This window comes from Psychroserpens sp., assembly GCF_047633235.1.
In the GTDB taxonomy this organism is placed as follows: Bacteria; Bacteroidota; Bacteroidia; order Flavobacteriales; family Flavobacteriaceae; genus Psychroserpens.
The window spans coordinates 117,587-135,821 of the sequence record NZ_JBLIET010000002.1 but is presented as its reverse complement, the minus strand read 5'-3'; the positions used below and the strand labels follow the sequence as shown (position 1 = coordinate 135,821).

At 32.3% G+C, this 18,235-nt stretch carries 17 protein-coding genes and 1 tRNA gene; 6 read left to right on the top strand and 12 right to left on the bottom strand.

What is annotated here, in order from left to right; genetic code table 11:
• Window positions 1-10 precede the first annotated feature (10 nt).
• The 12 genes from ACJAZK_RS01220 to ACJAZK_RS01165 form a co-directional block, all read right to left on the bottom strand.
• Window positions 11-2,794: a PAS domain S-box protein gene (locus ACJAZK_RS01220; RefSeq protein WP_415222206.1), complete on the bottom strand. Its 2,784-nt coding sequence runs from the start codon at window positions 2,792-2,794 to the stop codon at window positions 11-13.
• Window positions 2,791-3,096 (bottom strand): hypothetical protein, encoded by a 306-nt coding sequence (locus ACJAZK_RS01215; protein ID WP_415222205.1) that lies wholly within the window; start codon window positions 3,094-3,096, stop codon window positions 2,791-2,793. The genes ACJAZK_RS01220 and ACJAZK_RS01215 overlap by 4 nt, the downstream gene beginning before the upstream one ends.
• A gap of 27 nt (window positions 3,097-3,123) precedes the next feature.
• Complete coding sequence (locus ACJAZK_RS01210) at window positions 3,124-4,821, bottom strand: PAS domain S-box protein (RefSeq protein WP_415222204.1); 1,698 nt, start codon at window positions 4,819-4,821, stop codon at window positions 3,124-3,126.
• A 10-nt stretch (window positions 4,822-4,831) separates the two neighbouring features.
• Window positions 4,832-5,434 carry a cysteine hydrolase gene (locus ACJAZK_RS01205; RefSeq protein ID WP_415222203.1) on the bottom strand — a complete coding sequence of 201 codons (603 nt, stop codon included), beginning with the start codon at window positions 5,432-5,434 and terminating at the stop codon, window positions 4,832-4,834.
• Window positions 5,435-5,637: 203 nt separating this feature from the next.
• Entirely contained in the window at window positions 5,638-7,224 is a 1,587-nt protein-coding gene (locus ACJAZK_RS01200; RefSeq protein WP_415222202.1) for an ATP-binding protein, read from the bottom strand.
• A gap of 7 nt (window positions 7,225-7,231) precedes the next feature.
• The gene (locus ACJAZK_RS01195) at window positions 7,232-7,768 is read right to left on the bottom strand and encodes a heme NO-binding domain-containing protein (protein WP_415222201.1); all 537 of its coding nucleotides are present in this window, start codon (window positions 7,766-7,768) and stop codon (window positions 7,232-7,234) included.
• 761 nt (window positions 7,769-8,529) lie between these two features.
• Window positions 8,530-8,700, bottom strand: a complete 171-nt coding sequence (locus tag ACJAZK_RS01190; protein WP_415222200.1) for a DUF6090 family protein — start codon at window positions 8,698-8,700, stop codon at window positions 8,530-8,532.
• Window positions 8,701-8,948: 248 nt separating this feature from the next.
• The gene (locus ACJAZK_RS01185) at window positions 8,949-9,083 is read right to left on the bottom strand and encodes a PLD nuclease N-terminal domain-containing protein (protein ID WP_415222219.1); all 135 of its coding nucleotides are present in this window, start codon (window positions 9,081-9,083) and stop codon (window positions 8,949-8,951) included.
• A gap of 365 nt (window positions 9,084-9,448) precedes the next feature.
• On the bottom strand, window positions 9,449-10,858 hold the full coding sequence (locus tag ACJAZK_RS01180) for a serine hydrolase domain-containing protein (RefSeq protein WP_415222199.1): 1,410 nt from the start codon (window positions 10,856-10,858) through the stop codon (window positions 9,449-9,451).
• Window positions 10,859-11,067: 209 nt separating this feature from the next.
• The gene (locus ACJAZK_RS01175) at window positions 11,068-11,271 is read right to left on the bottom strand and encodes a hypothetical protein (RefSeq protein WP_415222198.1); all 204 of its coding nucleotides are present in this window, start codon (window positions 11,269-11,271) and stop codon (window positions 11,068-11,070) included.
• A 355-nt stretch (window positions 11,272-11,626) separates the two neighbouring features.
• On the bottom strand, window positions 11,627-11,815 hold the full coding sequence (locus ACJAZK_RS01170) for a hypothetical protein (protein ID WP_415222197.1): 189 nt from the start codon (window positions 11,813-11,815) through the stop codon (window positions 11,627-11,629).
• A gap of 472 nt (window positions 11,816-12,287) precedes the next feature.
• A tRNA-Phe gene (locus tag ACJAZK_RS01165) sits at window positions 12,288-12,363 on the bottom strand.
• 190 nt (window positions 12,364-12,553) lie between these two features.
• On the opposite strand from ACJAZK_RS01165, the gene ACJAZK_RS01160 reads away from it, so the two are divergent.
• The 6 genes from ACJAZK_RS01160 (at window position 12,554) to ACJAZK_RS01135 (ending at window position 18,175) form a co-directional block, all read left to right on the top strand.
• Window positions 12,554-13,282: a type III pantothenate kinase gene (locus ACJAZK_RS01160; protein ID WP_415222196.1), complete on the top strand. Its 729-nt coding sequence runs from the start codon at window positions 12,554-12,556 to the stop codon at window positions 13,280-13,282.
• A complete protein-coding gene (locus ACJAZK_RS01155; protein ID WP_415222195.1) occupies window positions 13,282-14,586 on the top strand; it encodes a hypothetical protein in 1,305 nt (434 codons plus the stop codon). Before ACJAZK_RS01160 ends, ACJAZK_RS01155 begins: the two co-directional genes overlap by 1 nt.
• A 16-nt stretch (window positions 14,587-14,602) precedes the next feature.
• Window positions 14,603-15,985, top strand: a complete 1,383-nt coding sequence (locus tag ACJAZK_RS01150; protein WP_415222194.1) for a tetratricopeptide repeat protein — start codon at window positions 14,603-14,605, stop codon at window positions 15,983-15,985.
• Entirely contained in the window at window positions 15,986-16,552 is a 567-nt protein-coding gene (lptC, locus tag ACJAZK_RS01145) for an LPS export ABC transporter periplasmic protein LptC (RefSeq protein WP_415222193.1), read from the top strand.
• 139 nt (window positions 16,553-16,691) lie between these two features.
• Window positions 16,692-16,883 carry a hypothetical protein gene (locus ACJAZK_RS01140; RefSeq protein ID WP_415222192.1) on the top strand — a complete coding sequence of 64 codons (192 nt, stop codon included), beginning with the start codon at window positions 16,692-16,694 and terminating at the stop codon, window positions 16,881-16,883.
• 2 nt (window positions 16,884-16,885) lie between these two features.
• Window positions 16,886-18,175: a hemolysin family protein gene (locus ACJAZK_RS01135; protein ID WP_415222191.1), complete on the top strand. Its 1,290-nt coding sequence runs from the start codon at window positions 16,886-16,888 to the stop codon at window positions 18,173-18,175.
• Window positions 18,176-18,235: the final 60 nt, after the last annotated feature.

The following is an 18,235-nucleotide window of genomic DNA, read 5'->3' as shown; positions in this document are numbered from 1 at the left end:
TTATTAAATTTTATTTATGGGTAGGTAAAATTATCCTGAAATATGATCCCTTACCTATTTTGCTCTTAACTACTATTCTCCCTTTATGTAACTCAACAGCTTTTTGCAAAATGGCTAATCCCAATCCTGTGCCCGAGATATTTTGTACATTCTCCCCACGGTGAAAAGGTTTAAACAGCAGTTTAATGTCTTGTTTTGAAATGCCAATACCATAATCTTCAAAAGAAAAACTAATTCCGGATTGGTCTTTTTTTATACTGATTTCAATTTGTTTATCTTTATTCGAATACTTTAGTGCATTACTAAAAAGATTAACGATAATGTGTTTAATCCATTTTTTATCTACCTGTGCCATGATTACAGGAAAGGAGATTTCATAGACTATGAATCTTTTTTCAGATTCACCAAATTGATATTCAGTAATAATGTCCTTAATTAGAGAAACAATATCTAAGAGTTCTGGATTATAGTCTAATTTTTGAGCATCAGATTTTCCAATTATTAAAATATCTTCCAACATGATGACCATGTATTCTACTTCTTCTTTAATCTTTTCTAACCGCTTGTTAATATCATCCCGACTCAATTTTTCGTAATACCTCAAAATAATATCAGCGATTGCATTTATAGACGTAAGTGGCGTCCTAAATTCATGAGATGCCATCGAAACAAAACTGGTTTTAAGTTGCCCCAATTCTTTTTCACGTTCTAAGGACTCTTGAAGTTCCTGCGTGCGCGATTCTACTTTGGATTCTAAGTTTTCTTTGTGTTCGTTCAAAATGGTAATATCTTGTCCTACACCAATGACACCAACAATTTCGTCCTCTGCATTTCTTCGGGTAGAAGAGTTGAGCAATACCATTACACGCTGTCCATCTTTAGTAAATAGTGGAAATTCGTAGTTGGCAGTTTCTTGCCCTTTTAGGGCATTGTCTAATACTTCCTTTACTTGGTTTTGGTAATCTTGGGTGATATATGTTTGTACCAGATCTTTACCTAATACTTCGCCTTTTGTAAACCCAGTAATTTTTTCAGAAGTTTGGTTCCATTCGTTGACCCTCCCTTTATTGTCTATTCCAAAAATTGGAGCATTGGCGGTTTCAATAAACTGACGTAATTCTTTAGCAACAGATTCTGATTGGGTACGTAGTTTATCCATTTCAGAAATATCTTGTCCTACACCTAGCACTCCAACAATGTCACCCTCTGCATTTCTTCGGGTAGAAGAGTTGAGCAATACCATTACACGCTGTCCATCTTTAGTAAATAGTGGAAATTCGTAGTTGGCAGTTTCTTGCCCTTTTAGGGCATTGTCTAATACTTCCTTTACTTGGTTTTGGTAATCTTGGGTGATATATGTTTGTACCAGATCTTTACCTAATACTTCGCCTTTTGTAAACCCAGTAATTTTTTCAGAAGTTTGGTTCCATTCGTTGACCCTCCCTTTATTGTCTATTCCAAAAATTGGAGCATTGGCGGTTTCAATAAACTGACGTAATTCTTTAGCAACAGATTCTGATTGGGTACGTAGTTTATCCATTTCAGAAATATCTTGTCCTACACCTAGCACTCCAACAATGTCACCCTCTGCATTTCTTCGGGTAGAAGAGTTGAGCAATACCATTACACGCTGTCCATCTTTAGTAAATAGTGGAAATTCGTAGTTGGCAGTTTCTTGCCCTTTTAGGGCATTGTCTAATACTTCCTTTACTTGGTTTTGGTAATCTTGGGTGATATATGTTTGTACCAGATCTTTTCCTAATACGTCGTCTTTTTTAAATCCAGTAATTTTTTCAGAAGTTTGGTTCCATTCGTTGACCCTCCCTTTATTGTCTATTCCAAAAATTGGCGCATTGGCGGTTTCAATAAACTGACGCAATTCCTTGGCAATGGATTCTGTTTCGATACGGTTCTTAGTTAACAGTACTTGAAATTCAAGTTCTTTGTTGGCGATGGCTAATTCATTTGCACGCTTTTGTTTTTCATCGTTTTGCAAGGCAAGTTCTTTGTTGGCGATGACTAATTCGTCTGCTCGTTTTTCTTTCTCATCATTTTGAAAGGCAAGTTTTTTGATAGCTAGGGTTAATGCATTGGCTTGTTTTTGCTTTTCTTCGTTTTGAAAGGCCAGTTCTGCATTGGCAAGTGCTAATTCGTTTGCTCGTCTTTCTTTCTCTTCATTTTGAAAGGCATATGCTTTGTTAGCAATGGCTAATTCGTCTGCCCTTTTTTGCTTTTCTTCGTTCTGAAATGCAAGTTGTTTGTTAGTACGCGCTAATTCTTCAATGGCTTTTGCTTGAGAAATTTTGAAAGATAGCATAGAAGCTATCGTATTCAATATATGCAGGTCATGATCAGAGAAGTAATCTTTTTCTGGATGCTCAGAATCGATAATGCCGATCACAATACCGTCAGAAAGAATAGGCACTGTTATCTCTGAATATCGATCTTCATCATCAAGGACATATCTTGGGTCTTTTGAAGTGTCGGCAATAATCTCACCTATTCCTGTAAGGGCAACGTGTCCACAAATACCTTCACCCATTTTCAATTTAATAGGGTCCAGAATATCTTGAGCACTAGGATTTTTATTTCCGTGAGCTGCACATTGATAAAGTTCTCTATCAGCATTGATCAAGTAAATAATGCAATCAATGTATTCCAACTCTCCAACGGCGTGCTTCGCCACACACCAAGCGGACTCTTGCGTCGTACTAGTGCGCATTAGAAGAGACCCAAACGTATTGATCGTTTCCAAAAAATGTACCTTTTTTTCAATTCGCGATCTTTCTCTCATTTTGAGATATTGTATTTCGATTTATGATAAAATTTATTGGAAATAAAGTTATTCAAAATGCTACTATTAAGGGTTAATCCAGTAATATTATTGATAATTTCATATGCTTTTTTACTTTTTATTCCTGATTTCAAAAGAGGTAACTTTATATGAGGGTATAGGCTTAAAACTTCTGTATGATTTTGTGTTTCAAAATCTTTTGTGATTCCAAATCTAAATTCATTTTCAGTCTTAAAAACGCTATAGCTTTTCAGAAAGAAAATAGCGCTTATGGCTTCTCTTATCGCCAATGTATCTTCCATAATTAATATTTTATATATATGACCTATTTAAATTTTTGGAATTTTCACAAAAACAGATGTTCCTTCTCCTATCGTACTCTTCACAATTATTTCTCCTCCTATTGCATTTATTGCTCCTTTAGTAATTGTTAAGCCAAGACCAATTCCTGGTATTAAATGGACACTTTCTCCTCGGGAAAAAGGTTCAAATATGTTTTTAAGCTCTGATTCGGAAATTCCAATTCCAAAATCTGTAACTGAAATAATTGTATGGTCTATTTCAGATGACAATTCAACACTAACTTTATTCGCCTTTGGAGAAAATTTCACAGCGTTACTAATTAGATTTGTAAAAATATTTTGCCCCAATTCCTTATCAATAAAAATCGTACTATTTTTTAATTCTTCGTTATCAATTAGTAATATTTCGTGTGATTTATTATAGTAATAGTAAACGTCTTCAATTATTTCATCAATAAATTCTTTAAGATTTAAATGTAAAGGATTGTTTTTAAATTGACCTGTTTCAGCCTGTCTAACAATTAACGCTTCGTCTAATAAACGTCTCATATACATAACTTGTTCCGTTATTTTATCTAGTTTATCCTCTCGTATAGGCGAATCCATTCTATCCCAATATTTTTTAATAGAACTTGTGGCTAAATTGATTGCCGTTAATGGAGTTCTAAATTCGTGAGATGTATTTGCGATAAACCGCAACTTTAATTCGTTTAATTCCTTTTCCTTTTCTAAAGCTTTTTTTAATTTTAAGGTTCTGACTCGCAAGCCTTCTTCCGATACTTTCAATGCTTCAGTTTGCTTTATAAGTGCTCTTTTTTGTTCAACTTCTTCCGTGATATCGAAACGAACACTTACGTACTTAATTATTTTTCCATTTAAATCTTTAAAAGGCATTATAGTGGTGTCCACCCAATAGAATTCTTTTCCATCTTTCTTCTTGTTCATTACTTCACCTTTCCATACTCTTCCAGTGCTAATAGCCGCCCACATACCAATAAATAGCCCCTCAGGTTGTTTTCCGCTTTTTAATATTCTGTGATTTTTACCAATTAATTCTTCTCTTTCGTACCCGGAAATTTTACAAAACTTGTCGTTAACGAATATAATATTACCATCGGCATCCGCTTCAGAAACGATTGCTGAATCATTTAAACACGTGATTTGTTGCTCTAACTCAATTTTAATACGTGCTAATTCAACGACTTGTTTTTCTTTATCTTCATTTTTAAAGGCAAGTTTAGTGTTGGCAATGGTTAATTCTTGTTCAGCAATTTTACGTTCATTTATATTAATACATACTTTAACCATTTCGACCACTTTACCATCAGCATTTTTAATAGGGTAGATGTTTTCTGAAAACCACTTTTTGTTTCCTAGCCAATCAAGAAGCACATCGATTGTTTCACTTTCACCTGTTTCCTCTACTTTTTTAAACGCATTTAGAAGAGCATTGGAAACGTCTTTATCAAAAAGATCATTGGGCATTTTACCGACGATATCTTTAGAAGTTATAGCATAGCATGCTGGACCATTATAATAAAGGTATTTACCATTAGGTTTATGCATGGTAATCATATCTTCAGATACTTTTAACAGCAAATTAAAACGGTCTTCGCTTAGTTTTAGTTGATCTACTTGTTTTTCTTTCTCTTTATTCTGAAAGACAAGTTTCTCTAGCATTTTATGCAGAGTTTGAGTAGTAATGCTAATTAACTTATTTTTCATAGAAAAAATTTTAAAAACTTTTATTCTGTTCAATTAATAATTCCTTTGAATTAATCACATTAGCATACAAAGGAAAAATATCTTCACAATAAAACGTCTGTTCAAAAACTGTTCTACCAGAAATACAATCTGAAAGCATAGTGACATTAAATCCTTTTTCAAAAGCCGATCTTCCAGTAGAGTCAATACAGACGGAGCAGACTGTTCCTGCAAAAGCGACGTTAGTGATATTGTTCTCTTTTAAAACGGCCTCAAGGGTCGTATTTACAAAAGCATTTAATCCTTGCTTCCCAGGGATCTCAATAATTTTATCTTTAAATTGTGCTAACTCACTAATTGTTTGAGACCCAATAGAGCCTTTTTTAAATGCTCCAACCTCTTTGATGGTTTTTAGAATGCCAAAAGGTTTGATGAGTTCTGAATAATTTTCTGAAAAAATAATAGGAGTAGCTATAATTAAGACATCCCCAAGTTCCTTAATTAAATGAAGGGTATTGGTTAATATGCCTGTAACTTTTGAGGATTCTTCAACAACTCGTCTTAATATCCCGTCTTGTGAAAAGTAGTCGTTTTGAAATCCAATCAATACTAGTGCTATTTTTTGTGGTTTCATGTGTTAACTGTTTTCGTTTTGTCATTTAAAATGGAGTACACTTCTTTGTACGAGCTTCAAGGGTATCAAATCCTATTAATTTTCAGTATGTCTTTTTGCCATCATCCTTTTACCTGTTTTTAAGAGATGAACCTTCTCATTAAAAAACTCGAGTAGCCTTTCGTAATTGCTATTTATAATAGTTGACCTCGATCAACTCGCAATCATATAATAGGCAAAGTCACTTTAAAATTAGAGCCTATATTAATTTCGCTTTCAATCTCTATTTTACCCTTGTGTAATTCTACTGCTTTTTGCAAAACGGCTAATCCCAATCCAGTACCTGAAATTTCTCCTACGTTTTCGCCTCTGTGAAAAGGCTCAAACAGGAGGTTAATATCTTTTTTTGAAATACCAATGCCATAATCTTTAAAATCAAAGACAACTCCAGTTTTGTCTTTAGCTATACTTATTTCAATTGGCGTATCCTCCTCTGAATATTTTAGTGCATTACTAAGAAGATTAATAACAATGTGTTTGATCCATTTTTTATCGATATTGGCCATTATTAAAGGTAGAGAAATCTTATATGTTAAGGGTCTACTTTTAGATTCACTGAGTTGGTATTCTAAAATGATATGCTTTATTAAAGGAATAATATCCAAAACTTCTGGATTATAGTCCAATTTTTGTACATCAGATTTGCCTATAATTAAAATATCTTCTAGCATGCTGGTCATGTCTATTACTTCGTTTTTAATCTTTATCAAACGCTTGTTAATATCTTCTATACTTAATTTGTCAAAGTAGTTCAGAATGACATCAGAAGCGGCGCTTATAGATGCGAGGGGTGTTCTGAACTCATGAGATGCCATCGCAACAAAACTACTTTTAAGTATACTCAATTCTTTTTCACGTTCTAATGATTCTTTAAGTTCTTTTGTGCGTTCATTTACTTTTATTTCGAGATTTTTAGTAAAATTTTCTTTTGCTTTCAAAGATTCTGTTTTTTCAGTAACATCGATACAGATACCGTATAAACGGGTTACGTTTCCGTTCTTTTCTAAACTAACCTTTCCACGGCACTCTATATATATATCCTTTCTGTCATCAAAAATTAGTCTCTGTGTTAAAATATACCCTTCCTTCTGGTTAATAGCTTTTTCGAATGCTTCATTAGCAAGTTTATGATCGTCTGGATGCAAAAGATTAATGTAGTTTTCATGAGATGGAATGAACTTTTCTGAATCGACATGTAAAATGTGAAACAAATCTTCAGACCAAACCATAGTATTAGTGACCAAGTCAAGTTCCCAACTACCCATTTTAGCAACTTGTTGCGCTTGCTTTAGTCTTTTGGTAATATTTTGCATTTGAACTTCTGTTTCCTTTAAATCCGAAATATCAGCAGTATATATGTTGAGGTACTTTTTTGATAGAATATATATGGCGAAAAAGCGTAAGGTCTTATCATTAATTTGCAGGTCAAATTGATAAACGCTCCCTTTTTTAAATGAAAAATTGAGTTCTTGAATAAACTTTTCTTTTAACTTTGAATTTGAAGCTTTATTTAAGAACAAACTAATTTTCTTACCCTGTTTATTGGTATATATTAAATCTTTGGTGTGTTTCGAGTACCTCATAACAGCATTCGGGTTTTGTTCTGGAAACAGATTAGTATTTTCTAATGCCTCCTTTAACTGTTCATTGGTGTTGTATAATTCTAAACTTTTTTTTTCAAGTATACTTTCCGCTTCTTTTCGCGCTTTTTTCTCCCTTATCAGCGCTTTTTTAAGTAATTCTACCTCCATAGTGATATCAATTTTTCTTAATTTTCAGTAGGACTACTTCACCATCATCCTTTTCACTGATTTTTAAGATATCAATGTCCTCATTAAAATACTTTGACGCCCCTTTTATTAGACCAATGGCTAAATCAGATAATTTTCTTGATGACATGTAATTTAAAGTCATCTCATCCTTACTATTTATTTCTGCTTCGAAAGAAGGTAACTCTGCTTCTGGGTATAACTTTAAAACTTCTGGATGAATATATTTTTCAATAGAATCTAAAAAAGTAAATAAATTAGATTTCTCCATAAAGTGTGGGTAATCATTACTCAAGGTAACAAAGAAATATTCACCAAAAACAGTCAATAATTTTGGGACTGGAATTCCCTTTATTTGAGATAATTTCCCAACCATTTTAAACATATCTTTATGGCTATATGTGCCTACAGATGTATAAGCGCCATTAGTGTCGAGGTCACATTCATCAATTATCTTTTGAACTATCTCTAGTCCAAATTTAATTTCTACTAGCTCTAAAAATTCAGTAAATACAATTCCTTTCATACTCGTTATTAAAAAAATGGGTAGTAAACGTCGATTAAAATCTAGACATTAATTAGTCATTATAGTTTAAATATACAAAATTTAATGAAAATAGGAATTGCCCGCAGAAGGCGCTAGCACTGTTTTTTACATTATTGATTATATGGATTCATTATTTTTTTAACTATAATAGAAAAACTAAAATATAATAAAATTAAAAATTGTTTAAAATAAATCAGTCGTTTTGTCCTTTTAAGAGTTTGAATAAAGTCAGTTAAGTATTTTTTAGATAGGATGTAAATAATATGTATTTATTATATCTAATATGTTTACGGAATACCAGTTCGTCAAATTTTCGAACTAGGAAGTACTCATCAAATTTTGATATTGGACTTTTAAACTCGATGTCGGTTTCGGCTTTAAGTTCGTTTTTGTAATATCTGATTTCCTGTGGGTAAATTACTTATACTTCTAAATTTTTTGAAATAGATGATTATTTTATCAAACGCATGGTTATCGACATCTCTTTCTATATCTTCAGCTGACCCTGACCAATTAGAAATCTAATTTGTCAATTATTCATTTTTAATAATATTTAATTGGTCCGAATTGATGATTTCGTAATTAGCACCACAGTTAGTGTCATAAGAAAAATAATCAAACATTACGCTCAATAAACTGTCTACTTGATTAGTGTTTATTTCGGAACCATTTGGTGTAATTAATTCATATTAATTTAATGAAGAATTATTAGGTGTTGACGTTTGAGTTCTCGACTATAGTTAGGAGTTTAAGATTTTTTTCGGACTAACTCTTAAAGATTTTAGGATAATTTGTTCTTGTATTCGATCCTTCCAGTTTTCATTCCAATTATGAATAGAAAGCGCAATGAGAATTTTAACAAACACAAGGATAATTTCACCAAAAGCATATTTGAAGTACGTACCTGTCATATTTTTTACAATAAGTCAAATCTAATTTTTATAAAGAATTTTATCATATTTATTTCCCCAGAAAGGCGAAATTTTATTAGTTGGTCTTATTGAAGACTAATATGTTGGTACATTTTTTTTTGCTATACTGTTATCTGGTTAAGCACCTAATTTATCAAATAAATCACAGATAGAATATTCCGCAGGAATGTTCGTAAGTCATTAGTGAACAAATAATAAACTATACATCGTGTTGTGCGTAGGTTTTTTTAATTCAGTTTTAGTTTCTGTTTTCTTCCGATAAATATGTATAAAATCGAACCTAAAATTGGAACAAGTAAAACAACTAAAATCCAAATAATTTTGTTGTTCTTTTCGAATGAGCTTTTTAGGATATCACTCAGAGAATAAATTCAAAGTCCGATTGAGACAAGTATTATAATCTATCAAGTTAATAATCCATAAGATGTGTCATTTAATATATTTTCCATAATTTTATTCAATTGGGAGTTTGAGTAAATAATTCAGTTTTTTAGTTTGTTCAGAATATTATTAATTTCAAATTTTTATAAATTCTCATTTAACGTACCCACTTAGGCACAACGATTAGGCTACGGCAAGTAGGGCTGGTGAAAAGCGATTACCTTTCCGTTTGATCACTTAGCCAAAGCTTTTGCATTTTATTTTATCTTATTTTCCTAAAATCCAAATCAAAAGATTTGGCGGTCTTCGTAAATACGCCTAAGCTTTGAATATAACACTTTTTGCCCTAGTTGTTATCTGCTGGCTTTTCTCCTGCTTTTAATATATAGTTCGGTATCATTTCGTTCGGTGGTGTACTTTTACCATATAATTGATAAGAATTATAGTTTCCGCCAGTAAATACAGTAATCATATCGAGTTCGGGCCAAATATTGATTTTTTGTCCACCGTTGCCAGATGCTAAATATGAATTATATCTTTGACCGTCAATTACAAAATACTTATGCTCCCACAAATAGCCATAATCTCCTTCGTCCATTTGAAATGTTTTGTTGATCCAGCTTTCAGAGATTATTTGCTTGTCTTTCCATTTTCCACCATCTTTAAACAACTTTGCAAGTTTTATTAAGTCTCTCGGCGTAATATACATTTGACTAAAAGTAGTCATACTAGCCTGATTCGGTTCAAAAGTCCATTCGTAATTCGAGATTCCCAAGGGTTGAAATAAGTTCTCTTTAGCAAATTCTTCGATGTTTTTACTTGTTGCTTGCTCAATTAAACTACCTAAAGTCAATGCACAACCGGTACAATAGGATGATGATTTTCCGGATTTTGTGACCATAGGCAAATCTAGCGTGTATTTTACCCAATTCTCACTTTGCATCATTAATTCTTCGTTTCCTTTACTTTCAGGGTTATTATTTTCGCAGTCCAGACCGTGACGATACATTAAGAAGTTTTCTATAGTAATTTCTTTTTTCCTTTCGTCCAAATTGGCGATTTCTGGGTATATAGAATTGAAATAGGGCAAAAGTTTTTCTTTTTCACTTTTTATAAATCCTTTGTCAATGGTAATTCCAAGAATTCCGCCAATGAACGGTTTTGTTGCAGACCTTAATTGGTGTGGTGTGTTTTCATTATAACCGTAAAAGTATTCTTCAAGAACTAATTTGTTGTTCTTGTATATTAGGATGCTGTGAACATCAGGAAATTTGCCTTTTATGGTTTCTTTGACCATGTCGATTATCGATTCAGGGTTTTTGAATTCTTTTTTTAAACTGCCCGTTTCTAGCCCATCTGCGGTTTGATTTGGTTTGTGATAAACGTAGTTATTAGGATTATGAAATAATTCTTTTCTTGGAAACATTTCCGATTTTACAATGTCGGAAGTAATTAGTTTGAATACTTGTCCGTCAGTTTTGTAACCTATAACCCGATTGGATTTGTCTCGTTCAAAAACGACAGGAATGTCTGCGATATTCGCAAAACTGTCCAAGGCAATATGCTTTAAAGGATATTTTGCTTTATCTACTACAGCATAAAGCGTTGAGTCAAGTTCAGAGGCAATAATGTCCAGCGTAGTTTTATTTACATATTCATAATTCCCTTCATATTCCGCAAGTTTGTCGAATTCAGATTTTTCTTTCGGTGATGAACATCCAATTATCAGGGGAATCAGAAATAATAATTTTTTCATTTGATTGTTCTTTATCTAATGACGCTTTAATAATTCGATTGTTGCATTTTTATTCAAGCTTGCAGATAGCGTGATGCGTATGCTTAGTTGCTAGGTTAAGCGAGTAAATTAGTAAATAAATACGGACTAGAGAAAATTCCTAAGGAATTTTCTAGATATGCATTTGATAAAGCAATTAATTATACACGGTGTTACCGCCAGTTATTTTATCAATAATACGTACTTAAAAATCTTGGATTTCCTTTTTCTTCGGGATAGAAATAAATTCCGATTAATAATTTACTATTGTTAGGTACTTTGTCATTAATTCGGTTGTCATTGCTTATCCATTCGGTTTGCTCAATAATATCTATCAGCTTTTGGTCTATTGAATTTCCAAAATCACTTATTTCAACCACGCTTTTAATTGTCAAATCAGACTCAAAAGTTATTTCATAAATTCCGTAATTTTTGTCAAGTTCGATTCCTTTGAACTGTTCTAGATTCTTTCGAAATTTTGTTTTTTCTATGGCTTATTTTACCTGTATAGTTTACGTCTTTTGCCTTAAAGGATTTTAATATTTCCAATTCCCGTTTTTGGCGTTTCTGACTGGGATTTTTTAGGTAAAGTATGCTAGCGCACATTCCAATTCCAAAATTTTCGTCTTTGTTTTTTCGTGCATAAGCGACTAAATCTCTGTTAGGACGAATATAAATATCACAAAAACTTCCAATGTTGTTATCACTTCTTCCGAAAATGTAAATTGATTTCAGTTGCTCGCCTTTAAATTATTCGTTAATCTTTCTATTTGCTTTATATCCTTTTTCATTTTTTTGGTTTGGATATATTTTCAATATTGTCACATTAGCAACAAATTCAGATTCAATATATTTTTCTGTTATTTTCGGTTCACCACAATCGCAAGCGAAAACTCCGATTGAAAACAGAAATATTGTGATTTGAAGGATGTTTTTCATAATTGGTTACACCAATTGGATATACACTGTAGTCTATATTTGCACTATAGCGCTAAGACAGCAAATCTTTAGTTCTTTTGAGTGATCTATTGGCTACGTGAGGATATGTTTCAGCAGCATTCTCTATATGCTGTAATATAGTTAGCAGTATATAATAAATCGATATTTATGTATTTATTATTAAAAGAAGCGCAAGAATCGTAGTTTTGATTAGTAAGCGGTCAGAAAGGAGGTCTGGTAAAACATCCTTGCTTAAAAATGGATGGTTTTATTTTCCTAAACATAATTTAATTATCTAAAGCAAAGGTAGGGATTGATTCAATTTAATAATAAAGCTGGAACTATAATTTAATAGTAGTTATATTCATAGTTACTAAAAGTGATGATTCAGTTATATCGTCCCCATTGTTGTCCCTTCTAAAAACCAAAAAAGCCTTAAATCACTTGTTTACAAATGTTTAAGGCTTAATAGTGGTGGTGCCTCCAGGAATCGAACCAGGGACACATGGATTTTCAGTCCATTGCTCTACCAACTGAGCTAAGGCACCAATGGCATAAAAATGCGAGTGCAAATATAGGCTCATTTTTATCATTCACAAAACTAAAATTCAAAAAAATAATTAATAATTTTATATGAGGTTTAAATCATTGATTTTAACCGAAATAATGTTATAATTTGGTTAATTACTATTCTGATTTGGAGCTGTATTTCGTAAGTTTATAGCTTTTAAGGGATATATGAATTTAATTATTGACGTAGGAAACACATCTATTAAGTTTGCTGTTTTTGATTTAGGTAAACTTATAGGCAAAATTGTTGGCGACATTGGAGATTTTGATATGATGTTAGCGCAGGTGCTAAAATCATATCCTAAAATTGATCAAGCGATTGTGTCTTCCGTAGGAAAATTGAAAACTTCACATATTGAATCTCTTAAAAATAAAATTACAGTATTAGAGCTTTCCCATAAACTAAAATTACCATTTATGAACTTGTATGCTACACCAAAAACACTGGGAGTAGACCGCATAGCCTTAGTAAGCGCTTCTGTAAAACAGTTTCCAGATAACAATGTATTAATTATTGATGCGGGTACATGTATCACATACGATTTTATAAACAAGAAGAACGAATATTTAGGAGGTGCTATTTCTCCGGGTATTAGGTTGCGATATAGAACACTAAATAATTTAACTGCTAATTTACCGTTATTGAATACGCAATTGCCCGAAGATATTTTGGGTAACTCTACTCAAAGTTCAATCCATTCAGGAGTTGTGTTTGGAGTTTTAAAAGAAATTGATGGCGTGATTGATGAATATGTAAAAAAATATTCGCATTTAACAGTTATTTTAACAGGAGGAGATACCAAATTCTTGTCAAACCAATTAAAAAATAGCATATTTGCCCATCCAAATTTTCTTTTAGAAGGTTTGAATTTTATTTTAGAATATAATTCACAATAATGATAAAAAAACTTGTAATAGTTTTAGTTGCTTTTTTTGCCATACAATCGTACGGTCAACAAGGTACAGCATCTCCATATTCATTTTACGGAATAGGAACATTGAAATTCAAAGGAACTGTTGAAAACAGAAGTATGGGAGGTTTGAGTATCTATACAGATAGCATTCATGTCAACTTGAGAAACCCTGCAGCTTATGCGAGTCCAAATCTCACAGTTTGGAACAAAGAAAATAGACCTATTAAGTTTTCTGTTGGAGCGAGTAATAACAGTACGACTTTAAAAGCTAATTCTGGCGAGGCTGAAGTAAGCTCTACAACTTTTGACTATTTAGCATTGTCTATGCCTTTGGGGAAATTTGGATTTGGATTTGGATTAGTGCCTTATTCTGCCGTTGGATATAAATTAGAAGACACCAATGAGGATGTCATTACGAATAGATATAGTGGTGAAGGTGGAGTCAACAGAGCATTCCTAGGTTTAGGCTATAGTATTTCAGACAAGCTAAGCGTTGGTGTTGATATGAATTATAACTTCGGAAATATTCAAAACACCGCAATTGAGTTTGTATATGATGATGAAGGTAATTTGGTACAGTACCAATCTAGAGAGAGTAATCGCTCAGATTTAAGTGGTCTTAATTTTAATATTGGTTTGACATACAAAACCATGATCAATGAAAAGTTAGAACTTCAAGCAGGATTAACCTATTCTCCAAAAAGTGATTTATCTTCAATAAATGAAAGGTCTTTTTCTACAATTGTTATCAACGCGTCAAGTGGTCAAGAGTTTTTAGTCAACGAAGTTGATGGGAATTTAGAGGCTGAAGGTTTAGCAGAAACGAACCTAACGTTACCATCTAGATTTTCATTTGGTGCTGGAATTGGAAAACCTAGAGCATGGTTTGTGGGTGGAGAATATACAAGACAAAATACAAGTGAATTTGCAAACCCAATTGTTTCAATACAAAATTCTAATTTTGAAAATGCTTCAAACGTGTCTTTTGGAGGGTTTTTTATTCCAGATTATAATTCTTTTGGAAGCTACTGGAAACGATTGACTTATAGGGCTGGTTTCTACTTTGAGAATACTGGTTTAGTTATTAATGAAGAAACTATAAATGAGTTTGGCATATCTTTTGGAGTAGGGTTACCAGTCGGGAATGTGTTTTCAAATGCCAACCTTGGTGTCGAGTACGGAAAAAGGGGTACAACAAACCAAAACCTCATTGAAGAAAACTTTTTAAGTCTAAAAATTAGTTTATCGCTTAACGATAGATGGTTTGAAAAAAGAAAATATAACTAACATAAATTACAGGAAGATGAAAACGAGAACTACTTTAATCATTGCGGTGCTTTTAATGGTGACAAACTTTGGTTTTGCTCAGCAGGATGAGGAGTGTATGCTGAGCTTAACATTGATGAATGATTATGTTAAGAGTAAAAACTATGACGAAGCTTACGAGCCTTGGATGAAAGTTAGAAATAAATGCCCTAAGTTTAATATTGCAATATATAAGTATGGAGAAAAGATTTTAGATCATAAAATCGACAATTCTACAGGTGCAGAAAAAACAGCATTCATTTCAGATTATATGGCTTTATTAGACGCTGCAGGAGAGCACTTTCCTAGTAAGTATCCAAAAGGCGAAATCGAAGAGGAAAAAGCACTTAAAAAATATGAGAACCAAAAAGATTTAGGCCTTACAGATTACCAAATATTTGAAGCATTTGATTTGGAGTTTAAAAACTATAGATCAGACTTTACAAGTACTAAAGGGTTGTATGTGTATTTTACTAAAACTGTAGATTTATTTAAAGCTGGAAAATTTGAGATTCAAAAAGTGTTTGATAAATATGATGATGTTAATGATCAATTAGATGATCTAAATGAAAAGTATGCGATATCATTAAATAAATTAATTGAAAAAGAAGCAGCTGGTACTGCCTTAACAAAAACAGAAGGAAAGTATAAAGATTTTTATCAAAGAAAATTAGAAGCTAACGGTAAAATTTCAGGAAGCTTAGATGCTTATATTGGAGATTTAGCTAACTGTGAGAATTTAATTCCATTATATAAAAAGGATTTTGAAAATTACAAAAATGATGCGGCTTGGTTAAAAAGAGCAGTAAGTAAAATGTATAATAAAGAGTGTACAGATGATCCTTTATATATTGACTTAGTGAAAGCTTATGATCAAGTAGATCCATCTGCAGAAACAAAGTATTTTGTGTCCACAGTGTTGAGAAAACAAGGCAAAAATAGCGAAGCAGATAAATATGTTAGAGAGTCTTATGATTTACAAGACGATCCAATCAAGAAAGCTAGAATGGCAAAGAAGATTGCAAATGATTTTAAAAAGCAAGGAAGTTACGGTTCTGCAAGAACGTACTATAGAGAGGCATTAAATTTAAATCCTTCTGATGGTACTCCTCACTTATACATTGCATCAATGTATGCTAAAAGTGCTAACAATTGTGGTGATAACGCGTTTAACAAAAGAGCAGTATTCTGGTACGCAGCTCAAGAAGCTAGAAAGGCAGGACAAGTAGATCCAGGTTTAAGAAATAATGCAGCGCAATCTGCAGCATCTTATGAAGGAAATGCACCAACTAAAGGTGAGATATTTTCTGAAAATATGGCAGGAAAAACAATCACAATTGGATGTTGGATTGGTGGTAGTGTAACCGTGCCTACTCTGTAAATGAAAAATGAGTTATATATAAAATTAAGCATAGTCACAACAATAGTTGTGACTATGCTTTTTTCATGTGAAAGCACTTTTAATGACGTTCAACAAATTGGGATACTTCAAAATCAGCCCATCGGTGAAGCTAAAAACATTAATTTAAAGTATACCGAAGTAGAGGACTCTATAGGAAAAGTTATTGCTAATTTAGAAAGCCCTAAGATGTTAGATTATTCTAATCGAGGCTTTTCATTTTCTGAGTTTCCTGACGGTGTGCGTTTGTCTTTATATGATGAGAATAATCAAAAAAACGTTGTGCTTGCAGACTATGCTATTGTTTACAATGCTACAGATTTAATTGATTTACAAGGCAATGTTATTTTAATTACACCTCAAAAAGACAGCCTATTTGCAGAGCAGCTCTATTACGATCAAAAGCGAGAATGGTTGTTTTCAAATTTACCAGTACGTTTAAAATCTGCAACAGCCAATAATGGTAATGGTGATATTTTTGACTCAGATACTAAATTCAAGAATTATACAATTTTGGAGGGTAGGGGAGATATGATCTTAAAAGATTAAATAATTGTAAAACATCTTTATCTTTGTACTCTAATATTGAAACAGTTTTGTGAAACGAGCATGTTAAAAACGATATCATCCAAGAGAATGATGACTAGTTAACAACAGGTGACAGTCGAAAAATAATACATATAAACACATGAAAATCCTTCAGTTCTTTCAATATATATATCTGTTTTTTGCAGTTTTATTTATTTATGATGGCTTTGTAAGTTGGGGAGAAGATGGTAATAGATCAATTATATCTTTCGTATTTGCAGCTTTAGCAATTTTTATGTTCTTCTTCAGAAAGAAATTCAAAAATAAATTTGGTAATCGTAAAGGTTCATAGTTATGGATTTAAGCATTGTAATCATTATTGTAATGTTATTGTTCTCGGCTTTTTTCTCAGGAATGGAAATTGCATATGTGTCTTCCAATAAGATTCATATAGAAATCGAGAAAAAACAAGGTGATTTTCTCGCTAATATTTTAACACGACTTACAGCAAAACCCTCAAAGTTTATAGCAACAATGCTTATTGGAAATAATATAGCACTAGTTATTTATGGTTTTGTAATGGGTGATGTTTTGATGAGTTGGTTTCAGTCTATTTTGCCATCTCAATATCAAGTTGTTACCTATTTATTAAGTGATTTAAGTTTATTAACTCAAACTATAATTTCTACAATAATCATTTTGTTTACTGCGGAATTTCTCCCAAAAGTATTCTTTCAAATCTATGCCAATTCATTCTTAAAGATTTTTGCTTTTCCGGCCTATATCTTTTATGTGCTGTTTTGGTTCATATCTTCTTTTATTATCTCTATATCTGATATGATCCTCAAACGTTTTTTTAAAACTGAAGGTGATGATGTTCAATTAGCTATGACTAAAGTGGAGTTAGGCAACTATATTAGTGAACAAATGGAATCTGTAGAAGAACATGATGAAGTCGATAGTGAAATACAGATTTTTCAGAAGGCATTAGAATTTTCAGAAGTAAAAGCTCGTGAAGTCATGATACCACGTACAGAGATTGTGGCGGTGGCGGTGAAAGATTCTATTGCCAATATAAGTGCATTGTTCATCGAGTCTGGAATGTCTAAAATTTTAGTGTATAAGGAGAGTATTGACGATATTTTAGGATATGTCCATTCTTTTGAATTATTTAAAAAGCCTGAAACTATAAAGTCTATTGTTAAACCAGTGGTTTACGTGCCAGCAACTATGTTGGTCAAAGATGTACTCAGTATTTTGACTAAAAAACGTAAGAGTATGGCAGTTGTAATAGATGAATATGGAGGGACTGCTGGAATAATGACCATAGAAGATATTGTAGAAGAGCTTGTTGGAGAAATAGAAGATGAACACGATATGGTGGCTTTGATAGAAGAAAAAATAGACACCAATAATTATAAGTTTTCTGCACGTTTAGAAGTAGATTACATTAATGAGACTTATAAACTCAATCTTCCTGATGGTGAGAATTATGAAACTCTAGGAGGTCTTATCGTAGATGAAACTGAAGAAATTCCTCAAATACATGATCAAATCACTATTGGAAGCTTTAAATTCACCATTTTAGAGGTGTCTTCTACTAAAATTGATTTGGTTACACTTCAAATTATTGATCACTATTAAAATAGCGATTTGTTCTGCATCATGATGGTTCAATTGTAACTTTAAATTCAAGATTTGATC

Excerpts from the sequence above, each read along its gene's own strand:
- ACJAZK_RS01205 (WP_415222203.1), bottom strand. The coding sequence starts at position 5,434 with ATGAAACCACAAAAAATAGCACTAGTATTGATTGGATTTCAAAACGAC.
- ACJAZK_RS01150 (WP_415222194.1), top strand. The coding sequence starts at position 14,603 with ATGAAAACGAGAACTACTTTAATCATTGCGGTGCTTTTAATGGTGACA.
- ACJAZK_RS01135 (WP_415222191.1), top strand. The coding sequence starts at position 16,886 with ATGGATTTAAGCATTGTAATCATTATTGTAATGTTATTGTTCTCGGCT.
- ACJAZK_RS01215 (WP_415222205.1), bottom strand. The coding sequence starts at position 3,096 with ATGGAAGATACATTGGCGATAAGAGAAGCCATAAGCGCTATTTTCTTT.
- ACJAZK_RS01200 (WP_415222202.1), bottom strand. The coding sequence starts at position 7,224 with ATGGAGGTAGAATTACTTAAAAAAGCGCTGATAAGGGAGAAAAAAGCG.
- ACJAZK_RS01220 (WP_415222206.1), bottom strand. The coding sequence starts at position 2,794 with ATGAGAGAAAGATCGCGAATTGAAAAAAAGGTACATTTTTTGGAAACG.
- ACJAZK_RS01190 (WP_415222200.1), bottom strand. The coding sequence starts at position 8,700 with ATGACAGGTACGTACTTCAAATATGCTTTTGGTGAAATTATCCTTGTG.
- ACJAZK_RS01195 (WP_415222201.1), bottom strand. The coding sequence starts at position 7,768 with ATGAAAGGAATTGTATTTACTGAATTTTTAGAGCTAGTAGAAATTAAA.
- ACJAZK_RS01160 (WP_415222196.1), top strand. The coding sequence starts at position 12,554 with ATGAATTTAATTATTGACGTAGGAAACACATCTATTAAGTTTGCTGTT.
- ACJAZK_RS01155 (WP_415222195.1), top strand. The coding sequence starts at position 13,282 with ATGATAAAAAAACTTGTAATAGTTTTAGTTGCTTTTTTTGCCATACAA.
- lptC (WP_415222193.1), top strand. The coding sequence starts at position 15,986 with ATGAAAAATGAGTTATATATAAAATTAAGCATAGTCACAACAATAGTT.
- ACJAZK_RS01170 (WP_415222197.1), bottom strand. The coding sequence starts at position 11,815 with ATGAAAAACATCCTTCAAATCACAATATTTCTGTTTTCAATCGGAGTT.
- ACJAZK_RS01140 (WP_415222192.1), top strand. The coding sequence starts at position 16,692 with ATGAAAATCCTTCAGTTCTTTCAATATATATATCTGTTTTTTGCAGTT.
- ACJAZK_RS01180 (WP_415222199.1), bottom strand. The coding sequence starts at position 10,858 with ATGAAAAAATTATTATTTCTGATTCCCCTGATAATTGGATGTTCATCA.
- ACJAZK_RS01210 (WP_415222204.1), bottom strand. The coding sequence starts at position 4,821 with ATGAAAAATAAGTTAATTAGCATTACTACTCAAACTCTGCATAAAATG.